General features: G+C 64.5%; 19 protein-coding genes. 13 read left to right on the top strand and 6 right to left on the bottom strand.

The features are described from left to right. The first annotated feature begins 43 nt into the window (after nucleotides 1-43). The gene (locus CO656_RS20640) at nucleotides 44-691 is read left to right on the top strand and encodes a glutathione S-transferase family protein (protein ID WP_097526946.1); all 648 of its coding nucleotides are present in this window, start codon (nucleotides 44-46) and stop codon (nucleotides 689-691) included. Between the two features lie 129 nt (nucleotides 692-820). Further along, a complete protein-coding gene (locus CO656_RS20635; RefSeq protein WP_234819533.1) occupies nucleotides 821-1,366 on the top strand; it encodes a hypothetical protein in 546 nt (181 codons plus the stop codon). A gap of 36 nt (nucleotides 1,367-1,402) precedes the next feature. Here CO656_RS20635 and pepT read toward each other — a convergent pair whose 3' ends face one another. After that, entirely contained in the window at nucleotides 1,403-2,635 is a 1,233-nt protein-coding gene (gene pepT / locus CO656_RS20630; protein WP_097526945.1) for a peptidase T, read from the bottom strand. Between the two features lie 231 nt (nucleotides 2,636-2,866). Between pepT and CO656_RS20625 the strand changes: the two genes are divergently transcribed. Next, on the top strand, nucleotides 2,867-3,076 hold the full coding sequence (locus CO656_RS20625) for a dodecin (protein WP_097526944.1): 210 nt from the start codon (nucleotides 2,867-2,869) through the stop codon (nucleotides 3,074-3,076). Nucleotides 3,077-3,149: 73 nt separating this feature from the next. Here the strand turns inward: CO656_RS20625 and CO656_RS20620 are convergent, their stop codons facing one another. The 3 genes from CO656_RS20620 to CO656_RS20610 all read right to left on the bottom strand — a co-directional run bounded on the left by CO656_RS20620 (nucleotide 3,150) and on the right by CO656_RS20610 (nucleotide 7,042). Further along, on the bottom strand, nucleotides 3,150-4,331 hold the full coding sequence (locus tag CO656_RS20620; protein ID WP_037421339.1) for an MFS transporter: 1,182 nt from the start codon (nucleotides 4,329-4,331) through the stop codon (nucleotides 3,150-3,152). A 441-nt stretch (nucleotides 4,332-4,772) separates the two neighbouring features. Beyond that, nucleotides 4,773-5,984: a TIGR03862 family flavoprotein gene (locus CO656_RS20615; protein WP_097526943.1), complete on the bottom strand. Its 1,212-nt coding sequence runs from the start codon at nucleotides 5,982-5,984 to the stop codon at nucleotides 4,773-4,775. 26 nt (nucleotides 5,985-6,010) lie between these two features. Beyond that, nucleotides 6,011-7,042, bottom strand: coding sequence for a substrate-binding domain-containing protein (locus tag CO656_RS20610; protein WP_037421333.1), 1,032 nt, complete (start codon nucleotides 7,040-7,042; stop codon nucleotides 6,011-6,013). A gap of 362 nt (nucleotides 7,043-7,404) precedes the next feature. On the opposite strand from CO656_RS20610, the gene CO656_RS20605 reads away from it, so the two are divergent. The 6 genes from CO656_RS20605 to CO656_RS20580 all read left to right on the top strand — a co-directional run bounded on the left by CO656_RS20605 (nucleotide 7,405) and on the right by CO656_RS20580 (nucleotide 13,847). After that, the gene (locus CO656_RS20605; RefSeq protein ID WP_097526942.1) at nucleotides 7,405-8,667 is read left to right on the top strand and encodes an ABC transporter substrate-binding protein; all 1,263 of its coding nucleotides are present in this window, start codon (nucleotides 7,405-7,407) and stop codon (nucleotides 8,665-8,667) included. Nucleotides 8,668-8,906: 239 nt separating this feature from the next. Then, nucleotides 8,907-9,893 carry a sugar ABC transporter permease gene (locus CO656_RS20600; protein WP_097526941.1) on the top strand — a complete coding sequence of 329 codons (987 nt, stop codon included), beginning with the start codon at nucleotides 8,907-8,909 and terminating at the stop codon, nucleotides 9,891-9,893. After that, complete coding sequence (locus tag CO656_RS20595) at nucleotides 9,893-10,723, top strand: carbohydrate ABC transporter permease (RefSeq protein WP_037421323.1); 831 nt, start codon at nucleotides 9,893-9,895, stop codon at nucleotides 10,721-10,723. Before CO656_RS20600 ends, CO656_RS20595 begins: the two co-directional genes overlap by 1 nt. A gap of 67 nt (nucleotides 10,724-10,790) precedes the next feature. Continuing rightward, complete coding sequence (locus CO656_RS20590) at nucleotides 10,791-11,816, top strand: ABC transporter ATP-binding protein (protein WP_097526940.1); 1,026 nt, start codon at nucleotides 10,791-10,793, stop codon at nucleotides 11,814-11,816. Nucleotides 11,817-11,961: 145 nt separating this feature from the next. After that, complete coding sequence (locus CO656_RS20585) at nucleotides 11,962-12,747, top strand: ThuA domain-containing protein (protein ID WP_037421318.1); 786 nt, start codon at nucleotides 11,962-11,964, stop codon at nucleotides 12,745-12,747. Nucleotides 12,748-12,758: 11 nt separating this feature from the next. Next, entirely contained in the window at nucleotides 12,759-13,847 is a 1,089-nt protein-coding gene (locus CO656_RS20580; RefSeq protein ID WP_179864806.1) for a Gfo/Idh/MocA family oxidoreductase, read from the top strand. Nucleotides 13,848-13,971: 124 nt separating this feature from the next. Here CO656_RS20580 and CO656_RS20575 read toward each other — a convergent pair whose 3' ends face one another. Next, nucleotides 13,972-14,328: an SPW repeat protein gene (locus CO656_RS20575; protein ID WP_037381884.1), complete on the bottom strand. Its 357-nt coding sequence runs from the start codon at nucleotides 14,326-14,328 to the stop codon at nucleotides 13,972-13,974. A 340-nt stretch (nucleotides 14,329-14,668) separates the two neighbouring features. Here CO656_RS20575 and CO656_RS20565 point away from each other — a divergent pair, with 340 nt between their 5' ends. Then, nucleotides 14,669-15,481, top strand: coding sequence for an AraC family transcriptional regulator (locus CO656_RS20565; protein ID WP_097526937.1), 813 nt, complete (start codon nucleotides 14,669-14,671; stop codon nucleotides 15,479-15,481). A 120-nt stretch (nucleotides 15,482-15,601) separates the two neighbouring features. Here the strand turns inward: CO656_RS20565 and CO656_RS20560 are convergent, their stop codons facing one another. Then, a complete protein-coding gene (locus tag CO656_RS20560; protein WP_097526936.1) occupies nucleotides 15,602-16,042 on the bottom strand; it encodes a DUF2000 domain-containing protein in 441 nt (146 codons plus the stop codon). A gap of 281 nt (nucleotides 16,043-16,323) precedes the next feature. Here CO656_RS20560 and CO656_RS20555 point away from each other — a divergent pair, with 281 nt between their 5' ends. From CO656_RS20555 to CO656_RS20545, 3 genes are all read left to right on the top strand, one after another. After that, nucleotides 16,324-16,500 (top strand): DUF3311 domain-containing protein, encoded by a 177-nt coding sequence (locus tag CO656_RS20555; protein ID WP_037381825.1) that lies wholly within the window; start codon nucleotides 16,324-16,326, stop codon nucleotides 16,498-16,500. After that, nucleotides 16,490-17,998 (top strand): sodium:solute symporter family protein, encoded by a 1,509-nt coding sequence (locus tag CO656_RS20550; protein WP_097526935.1) that lies wholly within the window; start codon nucleotides 16,490-16,492, stop codon nucleotides 17,996-17,998. Before CO656_RS20555 ends, CO656_RS20550 begins: the two co-directional genes overlap by 11 nt. A 182-nt stretch (nucleotides 17,999-18,180) precedes the next feature. Further along, on the top strand, nucleotides 18,181-21,711 hold the full coding sequence (locus CO656_RS20545) for a PAS domain-containing hybrid sensor histidine kinase/response regulator (RefSeq protein WP_097526934.1): 3,531 nt from the start codon (nucleotides 18,181-18,183) through the stop codon (nucleotides 21,709-21,711). The last annotated feature ends 1 nt before the right edge of the window (nucleotide 21,712 follow it).

The following is a 21,712-nucleotide window of genomic DNA, read 5'->3' as shown; positions in this document are numbered from 1 at the left end:
TTGGCCGGTCGTCTTCAATACGGACAAGCTATGGAGAACAACAATGGCTATCACCATTACCGCCTTTGAACGCTCGCCCGATCGCGGCCAGGGTCTGGCGCGCGACATGCGCGTTCGCTGGGCGCTTGAAGAAGTGGGTGAGCCTTACGAGGTTCGTCTGCCTTCGTTTAAGGCGATGAAGGAACCCGCGCATCGGGCACTTCAGCCTTTCGGACAAATTCCGACCTATGAGGAAGGCGATCTCGTCCTGTTCGAGTCAGGGGCGATCGTGTTCCATATCGCCGAGGGCCATGCCGGCCTGCTGCCGGACGATGCGAACGCCCGGGCGCGCGCGATCACCTGGATGTTTGCCGCGCTCAACACGGTGGAGCCGCCGATCTTCGACCGTGCCCTCGCCAAGATCCTCGAGCGCGATGAGCCCTGGTACGAAGAGCGCCTGCGTGCCCTCGAGGGAAGCATCCGGAAGCGGCTCGGCGACCTTTCCAGGCACCTTAGCAATGCCGACTGGCTCGACGGCGCGTTCAGCGCCGGTGACCTCTTGATGGTGTCGGTGCTGCTCAGGTTGAAGGGATCGGAATTACTTGAGGAATATCCGAACCTCTCCGCCTATGTCGCCCGAGGCGAAGCGCGGCCCGCATACAAGCGGGCTTTCGCCGCTCAGTTGGCGGTTTTCACCGCATGGGCCGGCTGACAAAGGCCCGCTTCGCAATGCCCGAGAATCTGCTAGGAAGAGGGCGGGTTAGAGGGACAGACGGCGGGACGCACTGCTATCGGCAAGCCTTGGGCTTCCGAAGCGTACGGCTGCCGGCAAGGGGTCTGCATGCGCTTCACGGCAGTTCTTTCGATTGGTTTCGCCATCGCTTTGGCGGGGTGCTCTCAGGTGGCGGAAAAGGCGGAGAACGCCGCCAACCGGTCGTTCACCAGCTTTGCACTGGGCAAGCCTTATGCGGAAGTCGTCAATCTCGGCCAATCGCCGATGGCGCAGCTTTCCGGCTCGGATGCGACCTTCGGGCCCCTGATCGGTGAAACGCGGCTTGCGGACGGCATGACGATCTACCGGCATATGGCGCCCGGCGCCGAGACCCAGACGGGCAGGAATTTCGCCGGCCTGGTTGGCAGCTCCGCGGTTTCGCAGAACAATCGGCTTTCCTACTTCCTGGTCGGCACCGACGGCATCGTCAAGGACTGGGCGACAGGTCCGGTTCAGGGCAGCGCCAGCGACTGCGTCCAATATATCGGCGGCATCGTCAACCGCTGCAACGACATGCGGCAGCTGCAGGCCTCGCTCGCGCTCTACGACCTGCGGGTGACGACCAAGGCCGGCCAGCCCATTTCAGCTGGGGCAAGCCGGCCGCGCCTGTTGTGAACTGAGCGCGCCAATTCCACCTGACGTCAATATGCGCTAGCTCCGCTCTGCCCAGACCTTCGCCAGTTCGACGATCGTCTTCACCGCCCGTTCCATGTCCTGGCGGCTCACCCATTCCAGCGGCGAGTGGAAGGCGTGGCCGCCGGCGAAGAGGTTGGCGGAAGGCAAGCCCATGAAGGACAGGCGCGACCCGTCGGTGCCGCCGCGGATGCTGCCGCGCACCGGGGTCATGCCGGCGCGGCGGATCGCTTCCAGCGCATTCTCGACGATCTCTGGGTGGCGGTCGAGGATCGCCTTCATGTTGCGATACTGCTCCTTGACCTCGAATCTGTAGCCGGAGCCGGGATAATCCTCGAGGACGCACCGGACCAGCTGATCGAGCATCGCTTCCTTGGCGGCGAGGCCGGCCTCTTCGAAGTCCCGGACGATGAAGCTCAAGGTTGCCCTTTCCATCGAACCGGTGAGCCCGGTCGGATGGACGAAGCCCTCGCGGCCGGCCGTCGTTTCCGGCGCCACGTCCTTCGGCAGCCCCGCGACGATAGCCGACGCGATCTTAATGGCGTTTTCCATCTTGCCCTTGGCGAATCCCGGATGGATGGCGACGCCGTGGATGGTGATGTCGACGCTGTCGGCCGAAAAGGTTTCGTCCTCGATATGGCCGGCGGTCTCGCCGTCGACAGTATAGGCGAACTCGGCACCGAGTTTTTCAAGGTTGACCTTGTCGACGCCGCGGCCGATCTCCTCGTCGGTCGTGAACAGGAGCTTGATCGTTCCGTGGCGGATGTTCGGATTGTCGATGAGCTGCTGGGCGGCCGTGACGATCTCGGCGAGGCCGGCCTTGTCGTCAGCGCCGAGCAGCGTCGTGCCGTCGGTGGTGATGATGTCGTTGCCAATCTGGTCGGCAAGTGCGGGATTGTCGCTGGCGCGGATCACCTGCTGCGGATCGCCCGGAAGCCTGATATCGCCGCCGCCATAGTTGCGGACGATCTGCGGCTTGACGTTCGTGCCGGTGAAATCCGGCGCCGTATCCATATGCGCGCAGAAGCAGATCACCGGCACCGGCTTGTCCATATTGGACGGGATGGTCGCGTAGACGTAGCCGTGCTCGTCGAGATGGGCGTCGGCAAGCCCGATCGCCAGCAGCTCCTCGACCAGCAGGCGGCCGAGGTTCTTCTGTTTTTCGGTGGAGGGCTGCGTCGGCGACTTCGGGTCCGACTGGGTATCGATGACGACGTAGCGCAGGAAACGGTCGGTGACAGTGTCGGCCATGGCGAGCTCCAGGGAGGCATCGAATGGCAACCGCTATAGCCTTTGCGGCTGCCGGGGTGAATTGATTTTCGCCTTGTCGATGCGCTTTGCCGGCCGGTCGACCGGAAGTTCCGAGCTTTTGCTGGCGGCCAGGACATAACGGGGGCATGATCGTCAAGGTAGCGGCGACGCATGCCGCTCCGCACGACCATGCCAAGATGCCAAATCGGAAAACCCCTTGAGGAGGATACGGTGAGCGGGCACGTCTACAAGAAAGTCGAACTGATCGGAAGTTCCCCGAACTCGATCGACGAAGCCATCGAAACGGCGATTGCGCGGGCTTCGAAAACCATGCGGAATCTCGACTGGTTCGAGGTGGACCAGGTCCGCGGGCAGATCGTCAATGGCGAGGTGGCCCATTATCAGGTGGTGATGAAGGTAGGCTTCCGGATCGACGACTGAACGGCGCGGGAGAGGGAAGTTTGCCGGTGGGCCGGCCGTTTCGTTCGGCCCACCGGTGTTCTGACGCTAAGGCTCAGGCGCCCTGCAGGGCGGCGGTAGAACGCCGATCCAGTGCCCCGCTCCAGAGCGTCAGCAGCAAGGCGAAGGAGACGAGGACGGCACCGACCCAGGGCGTTGCGCCGAGCCCAAGGGCGGAATCGACCACCCGCCCGCCGAGCCAGGCGCCGAGGGCGATGCCGAGGTTGAAGGCGGCGATGTTGAGTGCCGAGGCGACGTCGACGGCGCGGGGGCGGTGCTCCTTGGCGAGCTGGACGACATAGAGCTGCAGCCCCGGGACATTGGCGAAGGAGAGGAAGCCGAGGGCAGCCAGCGTGGCGAGCGTCGGCACTGGCGAAGCCGCCGTGAAGGAGAAGGTGAAGAGCACCAGCGCCTGGAGGAGAAACAGGCCAGCAAGCGCCTTCACCGGATTGGCATTGGCGATCCGCCCGCCGGCGAGATTGCCGACGGCAATGGCTATGCCGTAGAGCACTAGGATCAGGCTGACGCTTTCGGCAGAAAAGCCGGTGATCTGTTCAAGGATCGGCGCCAGATAGGTGAAAGCGACGAAGGTGCCGCCATAGCCGAGTGCGGTCATGGCGAAGACGATCAGCAGGCGGCCGGAAGAAAGCACGCGGAGCTGGTCGGCAAGCCTTGCCGGGGTGGCCTTGGAGAGCCTCTTCGGCAACAGCGCTGCGATGCCGATAAAGGCGATAACGCCGAGCGCCGCGACCGCCCAGAAGGTGGTGCGCCAGCCGAAGATCTGGCCGATATGGGTGCCGATCGGCACGCCGGTGACGATCGCCACGGTGAGCCCCATGAACATCATGGCGATCGCCGAGGCGCGGCGGTTTTCCGGCACGAGATCGGCGGCGATCGTCGAGCCGACGGAGAAGAAGACGCCGTGGGCGAAGGCCGAGAGCACGCGCGCGGCAAGCAGCATTTCATAGTTTGGCGATAGCGCCGCGGCCGTGTTGCCGGCGATGAACAGCGCCATCAGGCCGAGAAGCAGCGGCTTGCGCCCGATCCGGCCGGTGAGGGCCGTGAGGACCGGTGCGCCGAAGGTGACGCCGAGCGCATAGACGCTGACGATCAGGCCGGCGAGCGGCAGGGTGATGCCGAGGTCGGCCGCGACCGTTGGCAGTAGGCCGACAATGACGAATTCTGTGGTGCCGATTGCGTAGGCCGCGATCGTCAGGGCGAAGATGGCTAAAGGCATGGCAAATCCGTTTCCGCCTCCCGTTCGGAAAGGGAAGGGAGGCTCGAGGGGCGTTGACGCGATGAGTCTTTCGCAGTGCAATATGCGGGCGGCGCGCCGCTTCGATAAGGCGCTGGCGGGTCGAAATGCCTGTGAATGAGATTCACGAATGAAGGTCAGATGGGCTTGCGGATCATGGGCCGGCCGGGCTTGGAGCGGATTTCGATCGGATGGGAAACGGTGTCAGTCGGGAGCGCTTGATACCCCCCTCTGCCCTGCCGGGCATCTCCCCCACAAGGGTGGAGATCGGCGAGTGGCAATGTCCCGCCCCATCAAATATCCAATACATGGATGTGCCTTTCGGCATGGACAGGCTGGCGTGGGGCAGAGCGGCGCTTCCAGCCAATCTCCCCCCTTGTGGGGGAGATGCCCGGCAGGGCAGAGGGGGGTGCCTCCGATGCACTAACCGCCTGCCAGCCACCTCTCGATGCCGCGGGCTGCGGCGCGTCCGGTCGCAAGGCAGGCGGTCAGCAGATAGCCGCCGGTCGGGGCCTCCCAGTCGAGCATCTCGCCGGCGGCGAAGAGGCCGGGAAGCGCCTTCAGCATGTAGTGGTCGTGGATCTGATCGAGGCCGATGCCGCCCGCCGAGGAAATTGCCTCGGCGATCGGCCGCGGCCGCAGGAGCGGGATGGGTACAGCCTTGATCGCGGCCGCAAGCCACGTCGGGTCGGCCTTGGGCGCCTCCGGCATGAGTTCGCGCAGGAGCGCCGCCTTGACACCTTCGAGTCCGGCGGCCTTTCTGAGGCGATTGGAAAAGCTTGCCTTGCCGTCCTGCCGAGCGAGGTCGCGCGTCAGGCGCTCCGCGGTCCGGCCGGGCGCCAGATCCAGCGTAAGTAAACTCTTACCATCTCGTTCGAGCCGGTCGCGCAGGCTTGCGGCATGGGCATAGACGAGGCTGCCTTCGATGCCGTGGCGGCTGACCACGAATTCGCCCTGAAGGGCGCCGGCCTCGGACGAGGCGACGACGGATTTCAGCGGTTCGCCGGCAAAGCGCTCGCGGAAGGCCGCGCTCCAGGCGACGTCGAAGCCGCAATTGGCGGGGCGGAAGGTGCGGACGTCCACGCCTCTTTCGCTGAGCCACGGCACCCAGGCGGCATCCGAGCCGAGCCGTGGCCAGCTTGCGCCGCCGAGCGCCAGCAGGGCGGCATCGCAGCGGACGATCTTGCGCCCTTCCGGCGCCTCGAAGAGATAGCCGTCTTCGGCAAAGCCCAGCCAGCGATGGCGGGTCAGCAGCGTGACCCCCTGGCCCTCCAGCCGGCGCAGCCAGGCGCGCAAGAGCGGCGAGGCCTTCATCGCCTTCGGAAAGACGCGGCCGGAGGAGCCGACGAAGGTCTCGGTGCCGAGGCCTTCCGCCCAGGCCCGCACGTCGTCCGGAGTGAAGGCGTCGAGGGCCGGGCGCAGGCGATCGGAGGCGGCGCCGAAGCGGGTGGCGAAACGGCGATAGTCTTCGCCATGAGTGATGTTGAGGCCGGACTTGCCGGCGAGCAGGAACTTGCGGGCGGCGGTCGGCATCGCCTCGTAGATCGTCACCGCATAATCGGCCGTGGATAGCACCTCGGCGGCCATCAGGCCGGCCGGCCCACCGCCGATGATCGCGATTTCTCTCCCTTCCATCAATACTCCGTTCATTCGAGCTGCAGTCAGGAGCGTGGTTCGGTCTGCGGCGGCGGAGCGGTCGACTCGCGCAGGATGAGTTCGACGGGCCAGAGCTCATGGATCTCTTCCGCCGTCCGCCCGCCGAGGAGTTGCAGCACGAGGTCCGCCGCTCGTGCCCCAGCCGCGCGGATCGAGGAGCGGGTCGCCGACAGCGACGGCACCATGTTGTCGGCCGTCAGATAGGGAAAGACGTCGTCATGGGCGATCACCGATATGTCCCGTCCGACGACCAGCCCGCGGGAACGCACGGCGCGGTAGATCCCAAGTGCCGTCATCATCGAGCCGGCGACGAATGCCGTCGGCCGCGGCGATTGCTCGAGAAAGGACCGGGCGAAGCGGAAGCCGAGTTCGTCGGTGAAATGGCCGTGGGCGACGAGGCGCGGATCGAAGGGAAGGCCCCGCTCCTCGAGGGCGTCGCGATAGCCCTTGTCGCGGTGCAGGGAAAAGGTTCGGCCGGCACGGCCATTGATCATCGCGATGCGCCGGTGACCGAGATCGATGAGATGCGATGTCGCCCGCCGGATCGCACCTTCGTTGTCGATGTCGAGCCACGCGTGCGGCACGTCAGTCTCGGAGCGGCCGTGCACCAGGAAAGGAAAGCCGAGCTCACGAAGAAAGGCGATGCGCTCGTCGTTCGGCTCCGGCGAATGGACGATCACCGCATCAACCCGGCCGCTGGTGACGAGCCGGCTGAAGAGCGGAATCTCGTCGGTCAAACCCCGGTCCGCCGTCGGGCTGACGAGAATGTCGATGTCCTCTCCGTCGAGCCTCTCGGCCATACCGCTCATGAATTCGGCAAACTGAAATTCCCCTGTGCGGCCCATGACGACGCCGATCGCCCCGGCGCGTCCAGTAACCAGGCGCACAGCGTTGATATTTGGGCGATAGCCGAGCCGCACGGCCTCTTCCGCGACGCGTTTACGGGTCTTCTCGCTGACCTCCGGATAGCCGCTGAGCGCGCGGCTGACCGTCGTCGGGGAAAGCCCCAGTTGGCGGGCGAACTCCTTGAGCTTCATGCGGCCTATCTATTCCTTAACCCCTTTGCCTCGATGAGGAATATACGCCTTTTACACCAGGGACAACCGATCGGCGCTCCTCGTACTTGCCCACCCGATGGCGTGACATTTAGCCAAATCGTTTTAAAATTTTGCGTGTTGCACGACCGATAAATTTTCGGGGCAGAATTTTCAAAGAGGAGTTGTAAACAGCGTAAGGCGCTGAAACAACAGCGTTAAGTTCCTTCGAATCTGGCGAATGCCGGTATGTGCAGCGGCGTATTGACAACAATCTGGCCTTCTGACAGTTTTTTCCAGCCAAACCGTTTTCGAATTTGCTGAGGAGCTTTCGAGCGGTGGGGGATTTGGAGGAGCCATCGACCATGACACTGCTTCTGAGGACCTTGACTTTCTGCGCCGCTCTCGGCGCCGCTGATCTTGCCGCCGCCGCCGAGCTCTCGCTCGCTGCCAACACCACCGGCAAGAACGTGAATTTCATGCGCGAGCAGCTCGACGCCTTCGAGAAGAAGACCGGCCACAAGGTCAGTCTCGTCACCATGCCGCCATCGAGCAGCGAGCAGTTCAGCCAGTACCGGCTGTGGCTGGCCGCCGGGAACAAGGATGTCGACGTCTATCAGACGGACGTCATCTGGGCGCCGCAGCTCGCCGATCAATTCGTCGATCTGACCAAGGCTGCGAAAGACGTCGCCGGTGAACATTTCCCGTCGATCATCCAGTCGCAGACCGTCAACGGCAAGCTGGTGGCGCTGCCGATTTTCACCGACGCGCCGGCGCTCTACTACCGCAAGGATCTGCTGGAGCAATACGGCAAGGCGCCGCCGAAGACCTGGGACGAATTGGCGTCGACCGCCAAGGAGATCCAGGAGAAGGAGCGTGCCGCCGGAAAGGCGGACGTCTGGGGCTTCGTATTCCAGGGCAACGCCTATGAGGGGCTGACTTGCAATGCGCTCGAATGGATCAAGTCCTCCGGCGGCGGCCAGATCGTCGAGCCCGACGGGACGATTTCCGTCAACAACGAGAAGGCGGCCGCGGCCATCGAGCGCGCCAAGGCATGGATCGGCACGATCTCGCCTGAGGGCGTGCTTGCCTATCAGGAGGAAGAGTCGCGCGGCGTCTGGCAGACCGGCAATGCCGTCTTCATGCGCAACTGGCCCTATGCCTATGCGCTCGGCAACGGTGATGACAGTGCCGTCAAGGGCAAGTTCGACGTCATGCCGCTGCCGACCGCGACCGATGGCGAAAAGCCCTCCTCGACGCTTGGCGGCTGGAACCTCGCGGTGTCGAAATATTCCGACGAGCAGCAAGCTGCGATCGAGCTCGTCAAGTTCCTCTCGTCCAAGGAAGTGCAGAAGGCGCGGGCGCTCCAGCTGTCACAGCTGCCGACGATCGCCGCCCTTTACGACGATCCGGAAATCGCCGCCGCCCAGCCCTTCATGCCGAACTGGAAGCCGATCTTCCAGAGCGCCGTGCCGCGTCCCTCCGCAGTGACCAAGGTCAAGTATAACGAGCTGTCCTCGAAGCTCTGGAGCGCCGTTCACAACACGCTCTCCGGCGACGGAACTGCCGCCGAAAATCTCGAACTCTTGGAGGTAGAGCTGACCGAGCTCAAAGGCGACAGCTGGTAAACCTCCCCGGGCGGGGAGGCACTGTAAAACTCTGTACCTCTCTCCCCGCCTTGCAGCCGTCGCCGGGGATGGCGGCCACTCCGGCCGCCATCCCCTTAGAACCTGGAGCGAGATGCGCTCACCTAAAATCGCGCCGCCGCTCTATCTGTCTGTTTTTGCCGCATTTGTGCGAGGTCGGGTGACTTCACCTGACTGCAAAATGCTCTGGCGAAAGCCGAACGGCAAAGGGGAGCCAATCCATGACCGATCTCACTGTCGCGGACCCGCCGGCCGCGCTTGCGCATGCGAGACATATCAATTCGGACCTGAAGGCCCAGCGGGTCCGCTCCGCCTGGGTGTTCCTGGCGCCGACGCTCCTGGTCTTGGCGCTGGTCGCCGGCTGGCCGCTCGTCAGGACCATCTATTTCAGCTTCACCAATGCGTCGCTGACCAACCTTTCCGGCGCCGAGTTCGTCGGCCTGCAGAACTATCTTTCCTGGATCACGCTGAAGAGCGGCCGCACAATCTACAAGGGCCTGCTCGCCGATCCGGCCTGGTGGAACGCGGTCTGGAACACGCTGAAATTCACCGTCGTCTCGGTCAGCATCGAGACGGCGCTGGGGCTCGTCGTGGCGCTGGTGCTGAACGCCCATTTCCCCGGCCGCGGCCTCGTTCGCGCGGCGATCCTCATTCCCTGGGCGATCCCGACGATCGTCTCGGCCAAGATGTGGGCCTGGATGCTCAACGACCAGTTCGGCATCCTGAACGAGATATTGCTCCGGCTCGGCCTGATCAGCCAGAAGATCGCCTGGACCGCAAGTCCAGATACGGCGATGGTGGCGGTGCTCATCGTCGACGTCTGGAAGACGACGCCGTTCATGGCCCTCTTGATCCTCGCCGGACTGCAGATGGTGCCGGTCGACATCTACGAGGCGGCGAGGATCGACGGGGTGCATCCGCTCAAGGTATTCTGGCGGGTAACATTGCCGCTTATCCGGCCGGCGCTGATGGTGGCGGTGATCTTCCGCATGCTCGACGCGCTGCGCATCTTCGACCTGATCTACGTGCTGACGCCCAACAATGCGCAGACGAAGACGATGTCGGTGCTCGCCCGCGAGAACCTGTTCGATTTCGACAAGTTCGCCTATGGGGCGGCCGCCTCGACGATGCTGTTTTTGATCATCGCCTCGATCACCGTCCTCTACATGTGGTTCGGGCGCGTCAATTTCGATGGAGGGGAGCGCTGATGGCCGCCACGCTTGCAAAGCGCACCGCTTTCTACCTGCTCGTCGCCACGATCATCGTGATTGCGGTCTTTCCGTTCTATTACGCGATCCTGACCAGCCTCAAATCCGGCACCGCCCTGTTCCGCGTCGATTACTGGCCGAGCGAACTGTCGCTGGCGAATTACACCAGCGTCGTCTCGAGCAGCAGTTTCATCCGCAATCTCGGGAATTCGCTGCTGGTGGCAACGCTGGTCGTCGCCATCTCGCTGCTGTTCGCGGTCACCGCCGCTTACGCGCTCGGCCGGGTGCGCTTCCGGGGCCGGTCGCTGCTGCTCTTGACCATTCTGTCGGTGTCGATGTTCCCGCAGATCGCCGTTCTTGCCGGTCTCTTCGAGCTCATCCGTGGCATCGGCATCTTCAACACGCCGCTGGCGCTGATCTTTTCCTACATGATTTTCACCCTGCCCTTCACCGTCTGGGTGCTGACCACCTTCATGCGCGACCTGCCGGTGGAGATCGAGGAGGCGGCGATCGTCGACGGCGCTTCGCCCTGGGTGATCATCACGCGGGTGTTCATGCCGCTAATGTGGCCGGCCTTGGTCACCACCGGCCTGCTCGCCTTCATCGCCGCCTGGAACGAATTCCTGTTCGCCCTGACGTTTACTTCGTCGGACGTGCAGCGCACCGTGCCGGTAGCGATCGCGCTGCTTTCGGGCAGCAGCAACTTCGAAATCCCCTGGGGCAACATCATGGCCGCATCGGTGATCGTCACGGTACCGCTCGTGGTGCTGGTGCTGATCTTCCAGCGGCGGATCATTTCCGGCCTGACGGCCGGTGGCGTCAAAGGCTAGCGCGGGATGAGGAAAAGTGTGCGCGGTTTTCCGCCCGCATCCCGCGTGATTTAGGGAGTTAAGAGAGATGGCAGAGCTGCAATTGCGCGACATTCGCAAGGCCTTCGGCGCCTATGAGGTGATCAAGGGCGTCAGCATGGACATAAGGGCAGGGGAGTTCATGGTTTTCGTCGGCCCTTCCGGCTGCGGGAAATCGACTCTGCTAAGATTGATCGCCGGTCTGGAGGAGATCACCTCCGGCACACTCGCCTTCGACGGGAAGGTGGTCAATCATCTCGTCCCGTCGAAACGCGGCATCGCCATGGTGTTCCAGTCCTATGCGCTCTATCCGCACATGACGGTCTTCGAGAACATGGCCTTCGGCATGCAACTTGCCGGCAAGGACAAGGAGCAGTGCCGCAAGCGGGTCGAGGCGGCGGCGGAGATGCTGCAGCTCACTCCCTATCTTCAGCGCCTGCCGCGTCAGCTCTCGGGCGGCCAGCGGCAGCGCGTCGCCATCGGTCGGGCGATCGTGCGCGATCCGAAGGTCTTCCTATTCGACGAGCCGCTTTCCAATCTCGATGCGGCGCTGCGGGTTGCGACCCGCATCGAGATCGCCAAGCTACATCGCAGCATGCACAAGACGACGATGATCTATGTCACCCACGACCAGGTCGAGGCGATGACGCTCGCCGATCGCATCTGCGTGATGCGCGACGGGCGCGTCGAGCAGATCGGCACGCCGCTCGAGCTTTATGAAAACCCGAACTCGGTGTTTGTCGCCGGCTTCATCGGCTCGCCGAAGATGAACTTCCTCTCGGGCGCCTTTGCCGAGCTCTACCAGGCTGCGACGATCGGCATTCGGGCCGAGCACCTTGAGATCGCCGAGGACGGGCAATGGACAGGAACCGTCGTCCACTCCGAAATGCTCGGATCGGACAGCTATATCTATCTCGACATCGGCACCGGCGAACCGGTGATCGTCCGCGAGAACGGCACGTCCCGGCATCAGCCCGGGGAGACGCTGCCGATCTCGCCGCAGGCCGGACAGATCCACCGCTTCGATGCGGCGGGGCGGTCGATCGGCCGGCAGATCATGCGAGGTGCCGCCTGATTTAGATCGCATCGATTTCGGATCATTTCCAAAAGCCAGACGTTAGACCCGGTAGGGCGAAATCCCAGCCCGACCTCGGTCGACTGATTCAATTCACGGACAGCGGGCACCCGCGGCGGATGCCCCAACCAGCAGGAGAACGACCTTGTCTATCAACGCCATCGTATGGGGTGAGAACATCCATGAGCAGACGAATGCCGTCGTCAGGGAAATCTATCCGGACGGCATGCACAACACGATCGCTAAGGCGCTCAACAGCGATCCGGCGATCAAGGCGACGACGGCGACGCTGCAGGAGCCGGAGCACGGGCTGAGCGAAGAGCGGCTGGCATCGGCCGACGTGCTTCTGTGGTGGGGCCACAAGGATCACGGCGCCGTCGACGACAGGATCGTCGAGCGGGTCGCCAAGCGGGTCTGGGAGGGGATGGGGCTGATCGTGCTGCATTCCGGTCATTTCTCGAAGGTCTTCAAGCGGCTGATGGGCACGCCCTGCGCGCTGAAATGGCGCGAAGCGGGCGAGCGCGAGCGCGTTTGGGTGGTCAACCCGCGCCATCCGATTGCCGAAGGCCTCGGCGACAATTTCGTCATCGAGCACGAGGAGATGTATGGCGAGCAGTTCTCCGTGCCAGAGCCGCTGGAGACGGTGTTCATCTCCTGGTTCGCCGGCGGCGAGGTGTTCCGCTCGGGGCTGACCTGGCGGCGCGGCGCCGGCAGTATCTTCTATTTCCGCCCAGGTCACGAGACCTACCCGACCTATCATGATGAGACGGTTCAGCACGTGTTGCGCAATTCGGTGAAATGGGCCTACAACCCGCAAGGCACCTACAAGGCGATCCACGAGGCGCCGAACGTGCCGGTGGAAAAGGCGCTGGAGCCAATCGTCGAGCGCGGCCCGAAGTTGCACCGCGCCGGCGAAGCCGGTTACAGATGAGGAGGGGGCCTATGCGTCTCTTGATCGTTGGAACCGGCGGCATGGCGAACAGCCATGCAAACGCCTTCGCCAAGATAGACGGCGTCGAGATGGTCGGCGCCGTCGATGTCGACCCGAACCGCGCCAAGGCCTTTGCCGAGCAACACGGCATCGAGCACACCTTCACATCGCTGGAGGAGGCGATCGCTAGGGGTGAGTTCGACGCCGCGACGAATGTCACGCCAGATAAGGCGCACCATCCGACAACGCTGGCGCTGATTGCCGCCGGCAAGCACGTGCTTTGCGAGAAACCGCTGGCGGAGAATTACGAGAAGGCCGCGGAAATGGCCGCGGCGGCGGAACGCTCCGGTCTCGTCGCCATGGTCAACCTCACCTACCGCAATGTGGCGCCGCTGCAGAAGGCGCGCGAACTGGTGCTTTCCGGCGCGATCGGCGAGGTCAGGCATCTGGAAGCCTCCTACCTGCAGAGTTGGCTGGTCTCGAAGGCGTGGGGCGACTGGGCAAGCGAATCGAAATGGCTGTGGCGGCTCTCGACCAAGCACGGCTCGAACGGCGTGCTCGGCGACGTCGGCATCCACATTCTGGATTTCGCCGGCTACGGCGCCGGGATTTCGGTCGAGCGGGTGTTCGCCCGACTGAAGGCCTTCGACAAGGCACCCGGCAACCGCATCGGCGAATATGACCTCGATGCCAATGACAGTTTCGCGATGACGGTGGAGTTCGACAGCGGCGCCATGGGCGTCATCCATGCGAGCCGCTGGGCGACCGGACACTTGAACGAGCTGCGGCTGAGGCTGCATGGCGACAGAGGTGCGCTGGAGGTGATCCACACGCCGGACGGCTCGAGCCTGCGGGCGTGCCTCGGTGCCGACGTCGAAAAGGCCATCTGGCGCGAGGTCGATGCGGGGACGGTGCCGACCAATTATGAGCGTTTCGTCGCCGCGGTTCGGACGGGGCAGATGGCCGAGCCCGGCTTCCGCCATGCCGCCGACCTGCAGAAGGTGCTTGATCTGGCGATCGAAACCGAGCGCGAACGGCGGGAACTCGGCGTCGCCGAGATGCAATGGGTCCAGGACGGGCGGCTCGCCGTCGGCGGGTGACACAAAACTGCTCCCGCCTTCAGGTCATTCCAAAGGCGGGAGACAGGCATCGCGATCGGCGTTCACAGGAACGCCGCTCCATTGAAACGATGACGGCTTCGGTTTGAACCGAAGCCGTCGCGTTTCAGGCGTGCGAATGGTGACGATAATCCCAGACCGCCCAGGCGGCGATTGCCGCGACGAGCACGCCGAGGATGACGTGAGTCCACATCGCGTTCACATTCGCCATGAAGCCGAGCAACCAGGGAGAAACGATCAACCACAGGCCGATCACCATATTGGCCCATTCCTCCCACTCGGCGAAGGCCGAAAGGGTCGCGACCGCCAGGGCGCCGAGCACGATCGCGGCGATCCAGGCGTTCCAGGTCGCCGTCGTATCCGAGGCGAAGCCGATGACCCAGGGAGAGAGGAACAGGCAGACTGCCAGGACCAGATTGGCCCAATCCTGGCTTCTTCTTCCTGCCATGAGAGTGTTGGGCATGACAACCTCCACGTATGAAGCTTGATCAAAGCGTCACCACTCTCGTGCAACACACGTCCCAGCGCAGGCCGTTTGCACGGTTGCCGTAACGCCTTGAATTGCTGGCGTAATTTTATCCTGAAATCGTACCGAATTCAAGAAATCCTGCAATTAGCGGTTTTTGCAGATTATTCCCGTTGCGCATGATCTGCGCGGAGCGCCGTAAGGCGGCCGCGCCGAGGTTGCTTTCGGTCCCGGCACTGCCGGTCCTGGCCTGCGATTCATCGTTCCAGCGGCATTTGTTTCGGTCGGCAAACCGTCCTATGACAGTGGCGACCGAAACAGTTTTTGCGAGGCCCGCATGGCTCACCGCCCCGTCGACGCCCACTCCTTCTGGCGCGATCCGGCGCTCCCCTTTCTTGAGGGGCGCCAGGTCGCCGACGGGCGCGACGTCTGCTACGGGCTTCACAGCCACCCGACCTTTTCGATCGGCACGGTCACCGGCGGCCGCAGCAGCTACCGCAACGGCCGCCACCGGCACGACGTGTCGGCCGGTTCAGTCGTGCTGATGAACCCGGAAGAGGCGCATGCCTGCAATCCGCTTCAAAACGTCCCCTGGAGCTACCGCATGCTCTACGTGGATCTGGCGTGGTTGCATGAGATGCAAGACGCGGCCGACTTCAGACCCTATGCCGCCGTGGTGAGCGCAGATCCCAATCTCTATCGCCGCCTCGAGCGATTGTTCGACATGCTGTTCGACACGAAAATCGAGTCGCTTGCCAAGGAATGCGCGGCGGCCGCCTTCTTCGGCGAACTCGACCGTCGCCTCGAAAGGATCGAGGCGCCGGCTGCGCCGGCCGCGCCCAGCCTCAACCGGGCCGCGGATTTCATCACCGAGTATTGCACGCGCCGCCTGCGGCTCCATGAGATCGCCGACGTCTCGGGGTTGTCGCCCTCCTATCTGGTGCGGGCCTTCCGGGCGCGCTACGGCTTGACGCCGCACGCCTACCAGCTGAACCGCCGCATCCAGTTCGGGCAAAGCGAGCTGCGTCGCGGCCGGCCGATCGTTGATGTGGCGCTCTCGGCCGGTTTTGCCGATCAGGCCCATTTCCAGCGGGTGTTCAAGCGGCATGTGGCGGCGACGCCGCGCCAATATGCAAGGCCTGCCCCGTGAAATCGACCGTTGCGGCGGCCGCGTGACTCATGCTGGCACGGAAGCTGCGGCGCAGGCCGGTGGTGAGGCCGTCGATGTTGACCGTTCCTCCAAGGTGCGATGCGGCAAAGGTGAAGGAACTCATCGAAAGAGTGCCAGCGACATGGGTGCCTCTTTCATCAGCGGCAGGTCGCCGGTCAGCGAGCGGACCAGCTTGGCGGGGCCATGGAGACAAAGGCCGAGATAGCGCAGATCGTCATGCCGCGTCTCGCCGATACCGAGCTCGTAGGCCTCGTAGCTCTTGGCGCGCTGCGCCGACTCGGTGACGCCGATCACGCTGAGCCCGGATGCTTCCCGCGCCGCAGCCCGCAGCTTCAGTTCCATCAGCCCGGCGGCATCCGACATCAGCATGGGCATGACGATAGTGGTGATGCCTTGATGACGATTGCCGTCCGCGTCGTGAACTGGATGGCCGACCAGATCCGGGCGCTCCTTGCCGAGAGTCATGGCTAGCACGGCGGCGGTGTTGGCGATCAGGCCTCGCGGCAAGCCGTGGTCGATGACGAATGCGCAGCGTGTCACGGGTTTCCTCAAGCGTGGGTTCAGACGCCCGGAAGGTAAGCACCGGCCGGCCGGCGTTATTGAAAGAAATTGCCCTGGCTCCGCTCTGCGGTCAGGGAATGAGCGAAAGTAGGGGGACGCCGGAGCGAAAGTAGGGAGGCCGCGGCGCGGCTTTTGGGGCTATTCGATGAGCACACGTGCCGAGGATCACGTGCCATCGATCAGTCAAGAGCGGGAGGCGGGCGGAGAGCCGCGCATATTTTCCTCATCCCGTTCAAGTCCAGACATCGCGGGAGGAAAACGTGATACGCCTGTTGCTGCTCGCGCCCTATATTGGGCTGCTCTGGGTTCCCTTCTATAATTTCGAGGAGCCGAAGCTCTTCGGCTTCCCCTTCTTCTACTGGTACCAGCTCGCCTGGGTACCGCTGACCTCGCTCATCACATATTTCGTCTACAGGAGCGTGCGTCATGACGGCTAATATCGACATGTCGGCGCTCGCCGTCTTCATCTTCTTCTTCGTGCTCGTCACTGCGATGGGCTTTTTCGCATCGCGCTGGCGCCGGGCGGAATCGCTCGATCATCTGGACGAATGGGGCCTCGGCGGCCGCAAGTTCGGTACCTGGATCACCTGGTTTCTGGTCGGCGGCGATTTCTACACGGCCTATACGGTCATCGCCGTGCCGGCGCTGGTCTATGCGATCGGCGCCTACGGCTTCTTCGCGCTGCCTTACACGATCATCGTCTATCCGCTGGTCTTCGCCATCATGCCGCTCTTGTGGAAGGCGGCAAAGGAGCGCGGCTATGTGACCGCCGGGGACGTGGTGCGCGGCACCTACGGCTCGCGTGCTTTGGAGCTTGCGGTCGCCTCCACCGGCGTGATCGCGACGATGCCTTACATCGCCCTGCAACTTATCGGCATGGAAGTGGCGATCAAGGCACTGGGCTTGACCGGCGAAATGCCGATTATCCTCGCCTTCCTGGTGCTGGCCCTCTACACCTATTCGTCCGGCCTTCGCGCGCCGGCCCTGATCGCCTTCGTAAAGGACATCATGATCTATATCGTGGTGCTCGCGGCGATCATCGTCGTCCCCTCCAAGCTCGGCGGCTACAGCGCCGTCTTCTCGGCGGCCGACGCTGCCTTCGAGGCGAAGGGCAAGGGCGGCATCCTGCTCGATCCGGCGCAGCTCGTCCCCTATGTGACGCTCGCTCTCGGCTCGGCGCTCGCCGCCTTCATGTATCCGCATACGCTGACCGGCATTTTCGCCTCGTCCGGCGCCAACACGATCCGCAAGAATGCGGTGCTTTTGCCCGCTTATACGCTGCTGCTCGGTCTTCTGGCTTTGCTCGGCTACATGGGCCACGCCGCCGGCCTGCAGCTCGAAAGCAACAACGACGTCGTCCCGACGCTGTTCAAGACGCTGTTCCCGGGCTGGTTCGCGGGCTTCGCCTTCTCGGCGATCGCCATCGGCGCGCTCGTTCCGGCGGCGGTCATGAGCATCGGCGCTGCGAACCTCTTCACCCGCAACTTCTGGAAGGTCTGGATCAACCCTGAGGTCACCCCCGCCGGCGAGGCGCAGGTCGCCAAGATCACCTCGATGCTGGTCAAGGCGGGGGCGCTACTCGCCATCCTCATGCTGCCGACCCAGTTCGCGCTCGACCTGCAGCTGCTCGGCGGCCTGTGGATCCTGCAGACGCTGCCGGCCCTCGTCTTCGGTCTCTATACCCGCTGGTTCCGGGCACCGGCGCTGCTCGCCGGCTGGGCGGCCGGCTTCATCGGCGGCTCGGCTCTCGTCTGGTCGGACGGACTGAAACCGCTGCACGCGCTCGCCTTCGACGGCATCACCGTCTCGGTCTATACCGGCCTGCTGGCGCTGGCGCTCAACGTCACCGTGGCGGTGGTCGTCAACCTCGTGGCGCCGGCCAAAGAGATCGCCGACGATGACCTGACTGTCGCCGAGGCGGAATCGCGCAGCTAAGTTCAGAGGGCCGGCCGCCTCAGGCCGGCCCTCCGCGCCGCGCGCGTTGCCATTCGCCGGCCGATATGGCAATGAACCGATGGCGGCCTCCTGGAAATGCCGCTGCTACGGCGCCGCGTCCGACGAGATTTGCAAGGTCGCTATAGCACTTTGAAATTGCTGCAGTTGGGCAGCGAGGTGCCATGCCCGGTTGGGTTGTCCTCTCCGTTTCCACAGCCTATGTCGTCATCCTGTTCCTGATCGCCTGGTGGACGGATCGGCAAGGTGCAGGCCGCCGTTTGCCGGTGCCCACCGCGTGGATGGCGGCGCTCGGCTACGCACTGACGCTTGCCGTCTACAATACTTCCTGGAGCTTCTACGGCTCGGTCGGCCGGGCCTTGAGCGGCTTCGACTACCTGGCGATCTATATCGGCCCGACCCTGGTGCTCGTCTTTGGGCAGCGGCTTATCGCCAGGATCGTCACGGTCGCCAAAAGCCAGAACATCACCTCGATCGCCGACTTCATCGCCGCGCGCTACGGCAAGAGCCAGATGCTTGCCGCGCTCGTCACCATGGCGGCGCTGCTTGCCGTCCTGCCCTATATCGCGCTGCAGCTGAAGGCGGTCGGCACCAGCTTCGACATCCTGACCTCGCCGGCCGTCGCTGCGGACGGCGCCCGGCCGATCCGCGGCGACAGCACCTTTGCCGTCGCCGCGTCGATGGCGCTCTTCGCCATCATGTTCGGCGTCAGGCACATCCATGCGAGCGAACATCACCGCGGGCTGATGGCGGCGATCGCCTTCGAGAGCCTGGTCAAGCTTTCCGCCTTCGTCGTCGTCGCGCTGTTCATCGTCTTCGGGATGTTCGACGGTCTCGGCGACCTCGCCGCCCGCACGCAGGCTGATCCGCGCATGGCGTCCCTGCTGGCGCCGGACTTTTCCGATCCGACCTGGATCTCGAACACCATCATCGCGGCGATCTCCTTCCTCTGCCTGCCGCACATGTTCCATGTCGCGGTGGTCGAGAACCAGTCGCTGTCGCAGGCGCGCGCCGCCGCCTGGCTCTACCCCGCCTATCTCCTCGTCTTCAGCGTGCTGATGGTGCCGATCGCCATTGCCGGGCTCGCGACCTTCGCCGATACGGTGAACCCCGACACCTTCGTGATCTCGCTGCCGCTCGCCGCCGATGCGCCCGTGATGGCGCTGGTCGCCTTTCTCGGCGGCTTCTCGGCGGCGACCGGCATGGTGATCGTCGCCTCGGTGGCACTGAGCACGATGCTCTGCAACGACGTCATCGTCCCGCTTCTCCTGCGCTCGCGCCTCGTCGGCCGCAGCGGCGCGATCTGGCCGTCGCCTGCGGCGTTGCTTCTGGTGCGGCGGGTATCCGTCGCAGGCATCCTGCTGCTCGCTTACATGATGAACCGTCTGGTGGACCAGGCCTATCCGCTGACTGTCATCGGGCTGCTCTCCTTCGTGGCGATCGCCCAGTTCGGCCCGGCCCTCCTGGGCGGCCTGCTGTGGCGGCGCGCCAAGGGAGCGGGAGCGGTGGCCGGCATCGTCGTCGGCTTCGCCCTCTGGATCTACACGCTGCTCGTTCCCTCGATCGCGCCGCTCGTCCCCGCCGTCGACGCCCTCGTCGCCAACGGGCCGTTCGGGTTCGCCTGGCTGAAGCCGCAAGCGCTCTTCGGCGTTGCCGGCCTGGATCCGATTTCGCATGCGACGCTCTGGAGCCTCGGCGCCAATCTCGCCGTCTTTGCAGCCGTGTCGCTGCTGGCGGATCGCTCGCCGCTCGAGCGGCTCCAGGCGGAGGCCTTTGCCGAGGGAGCGCCGGCGCAGTCGCCGCCGCTTGCCTCCCTGCCGCTCGTCACGCGGCTCGACGACCTGAAGACGCTTGCGGCGCGTTTCGTCGGAGCCGAGCGCAGCGCATCCGCCTTCGACGACTTCGTCGAACAGCGCCGCTCGCGGCAGGACGGGCTCGCCGACATGGAGGCGATGCGTTTCACCGAGAACCTGATCGCCGGGGCGCTCGGTGCGGCCTCGGCTCGCGTGGTGATGGCCGCGGCGCTCGAAAGCCGCTCGCTGTCACGCAAGGCCGCCGTGGTGATGCTCGACGAGGCGTCGCAGGCGCTGCATTTCAACCGGAAGCTCCTGCAAGGCGCGCTCGAAAGCGTGCCGCAGGGGATCTGTGTTTTCGACGCGAACCTCGCCATCGAGGCGTGGAACGCCCGCTTCCTGACCCTGCTCGACCTGCCGAGGGACCTGATCCGCGTCGGCCTGCCGCTCGCCGAACTCGTCGACTTCAACCGCGAGCGCGGCGAATACGACGCCGAGGACCTCAAGGCGCTGCTCGTCAACCGGGATCTCGCGACGCAATCCTGGCCCTATGTCTACGAGCGCCAGCGGCCGGACGGGATGGTGCTGGAGATTGCTTATGACCGGATGGCCGAGGGCGGCTATATCTCGACCTATACCGACGTGACCGAGCGGCACCGGGCCGCGGCCGGCCTGCGGCGCGCCAACGAGGAGCTGGAGCGGCGCGTCCAGGAGCGCACCCAGGCGCTCGAGCAGGCCAAGGCCGAGGCCGAGCGGGCCAATATGGGCAAGACGCGCTTTCTGGCCGCGGCAAGCCACGATCTGCTGCAGCCGCTGAACGCGGCGCGGCTCTATCTGGCGGCGCTCGACGAAAGCCTGAAACCCGACGAAGCGGGAAAGGGCCTGCTGACCGAGGAGCGGGCGCTTGCGAGGAACGCGGCGGCGGCACTTTCCTCGACGGAGCGTCTGCTCGACGAGCTGCTCGACATTTCGTCCTACGATTCCGGTGCGGTGCGGGCACAGCCGGTCGATTTTTCCATCGGCTCGCTCCTGGCACAGCTCGAGCTGGAATTCTCCGCCATGGCGCGCCAGCGCGGATTGACGCTGAAGGTCGTGGCCTCGAGGCTTTCGGTCCGGACCGACCCGCAGCTCCTGCGTCGCGTGCTGCAGAACCTGCTCTCGAACGCCATCCGCTACACGCCCAAGGGAAAGGTTCTGCTGGGATGCCGGCGGCGGAAGGATGGCCTGAGGATCGAGGTCCGCGACACCGGCATCGGCATCGCGCCGGAGCGGCAGAAGGAGATTTTCGAGGAGTTTCGCCGGCTCGATACGGGCGAGGAGCGGGAGAAGGGGAGCGGCCTCGGCCTCGCGATCGTCGAGCGCATCTGCCGGCTGCTCGACCTTCCGCTGGAGATGCGCTCGCGGCCCGGCCAGGGAACCTGCTTCGCCGTCACCGTGCCCCGCGCGGCGGCAGGTGCCGCGGTCGCGGCTGCGGAAAAGACTCCGGCGGCCTCGGCGGCGAGCCAGCGCGCGCTGTCTGTGCTCTGCGTCGACAATGACGGGGCGATACGGGATGGCCTCGCCGCCTTGCTATCGCGCTGGGGACATAGGCCGATTGTGGCCAGCGACGAGAGGACGGCGCTTGCCAATTGCAACGGGCAAGTGCCAGATCTGGCGCTCGTCGATTATCATCTCGACGGCACGACCGGCGTCGAGGTGCTCGGCCGGCTGCGCAAACACTGGGGCCGGGAGGTCAGGGGCCTGGTGATCACCGCGGACCGCGGCGAGGCGGTCGGCGCCGAGGCGAAGGCGCTCGGCTGCGAAGTCATGGCGAAGCCGGTGAAGCCGGCGGCCTTGAGACGATATCTGGATGCCGTCGCCCTCGAAAAGGGCGCCGGGCTGCAGCGCGGCGCGTCTCATTAGA

This window comes from Sinorhizobium sp. FG01 (assembly GCF_002531875.1).
GTDB classification, from domain to species: Bacteria; Pseudomonadota; Alphaproteobacteria; order Rhizobiales; family Rhizobiaceae; genus Sinorhizobium; species Sinorhizobium fredii_C.
This window is presented reverse-complemented; position numbering and strand designations above follow the sequence as displayed.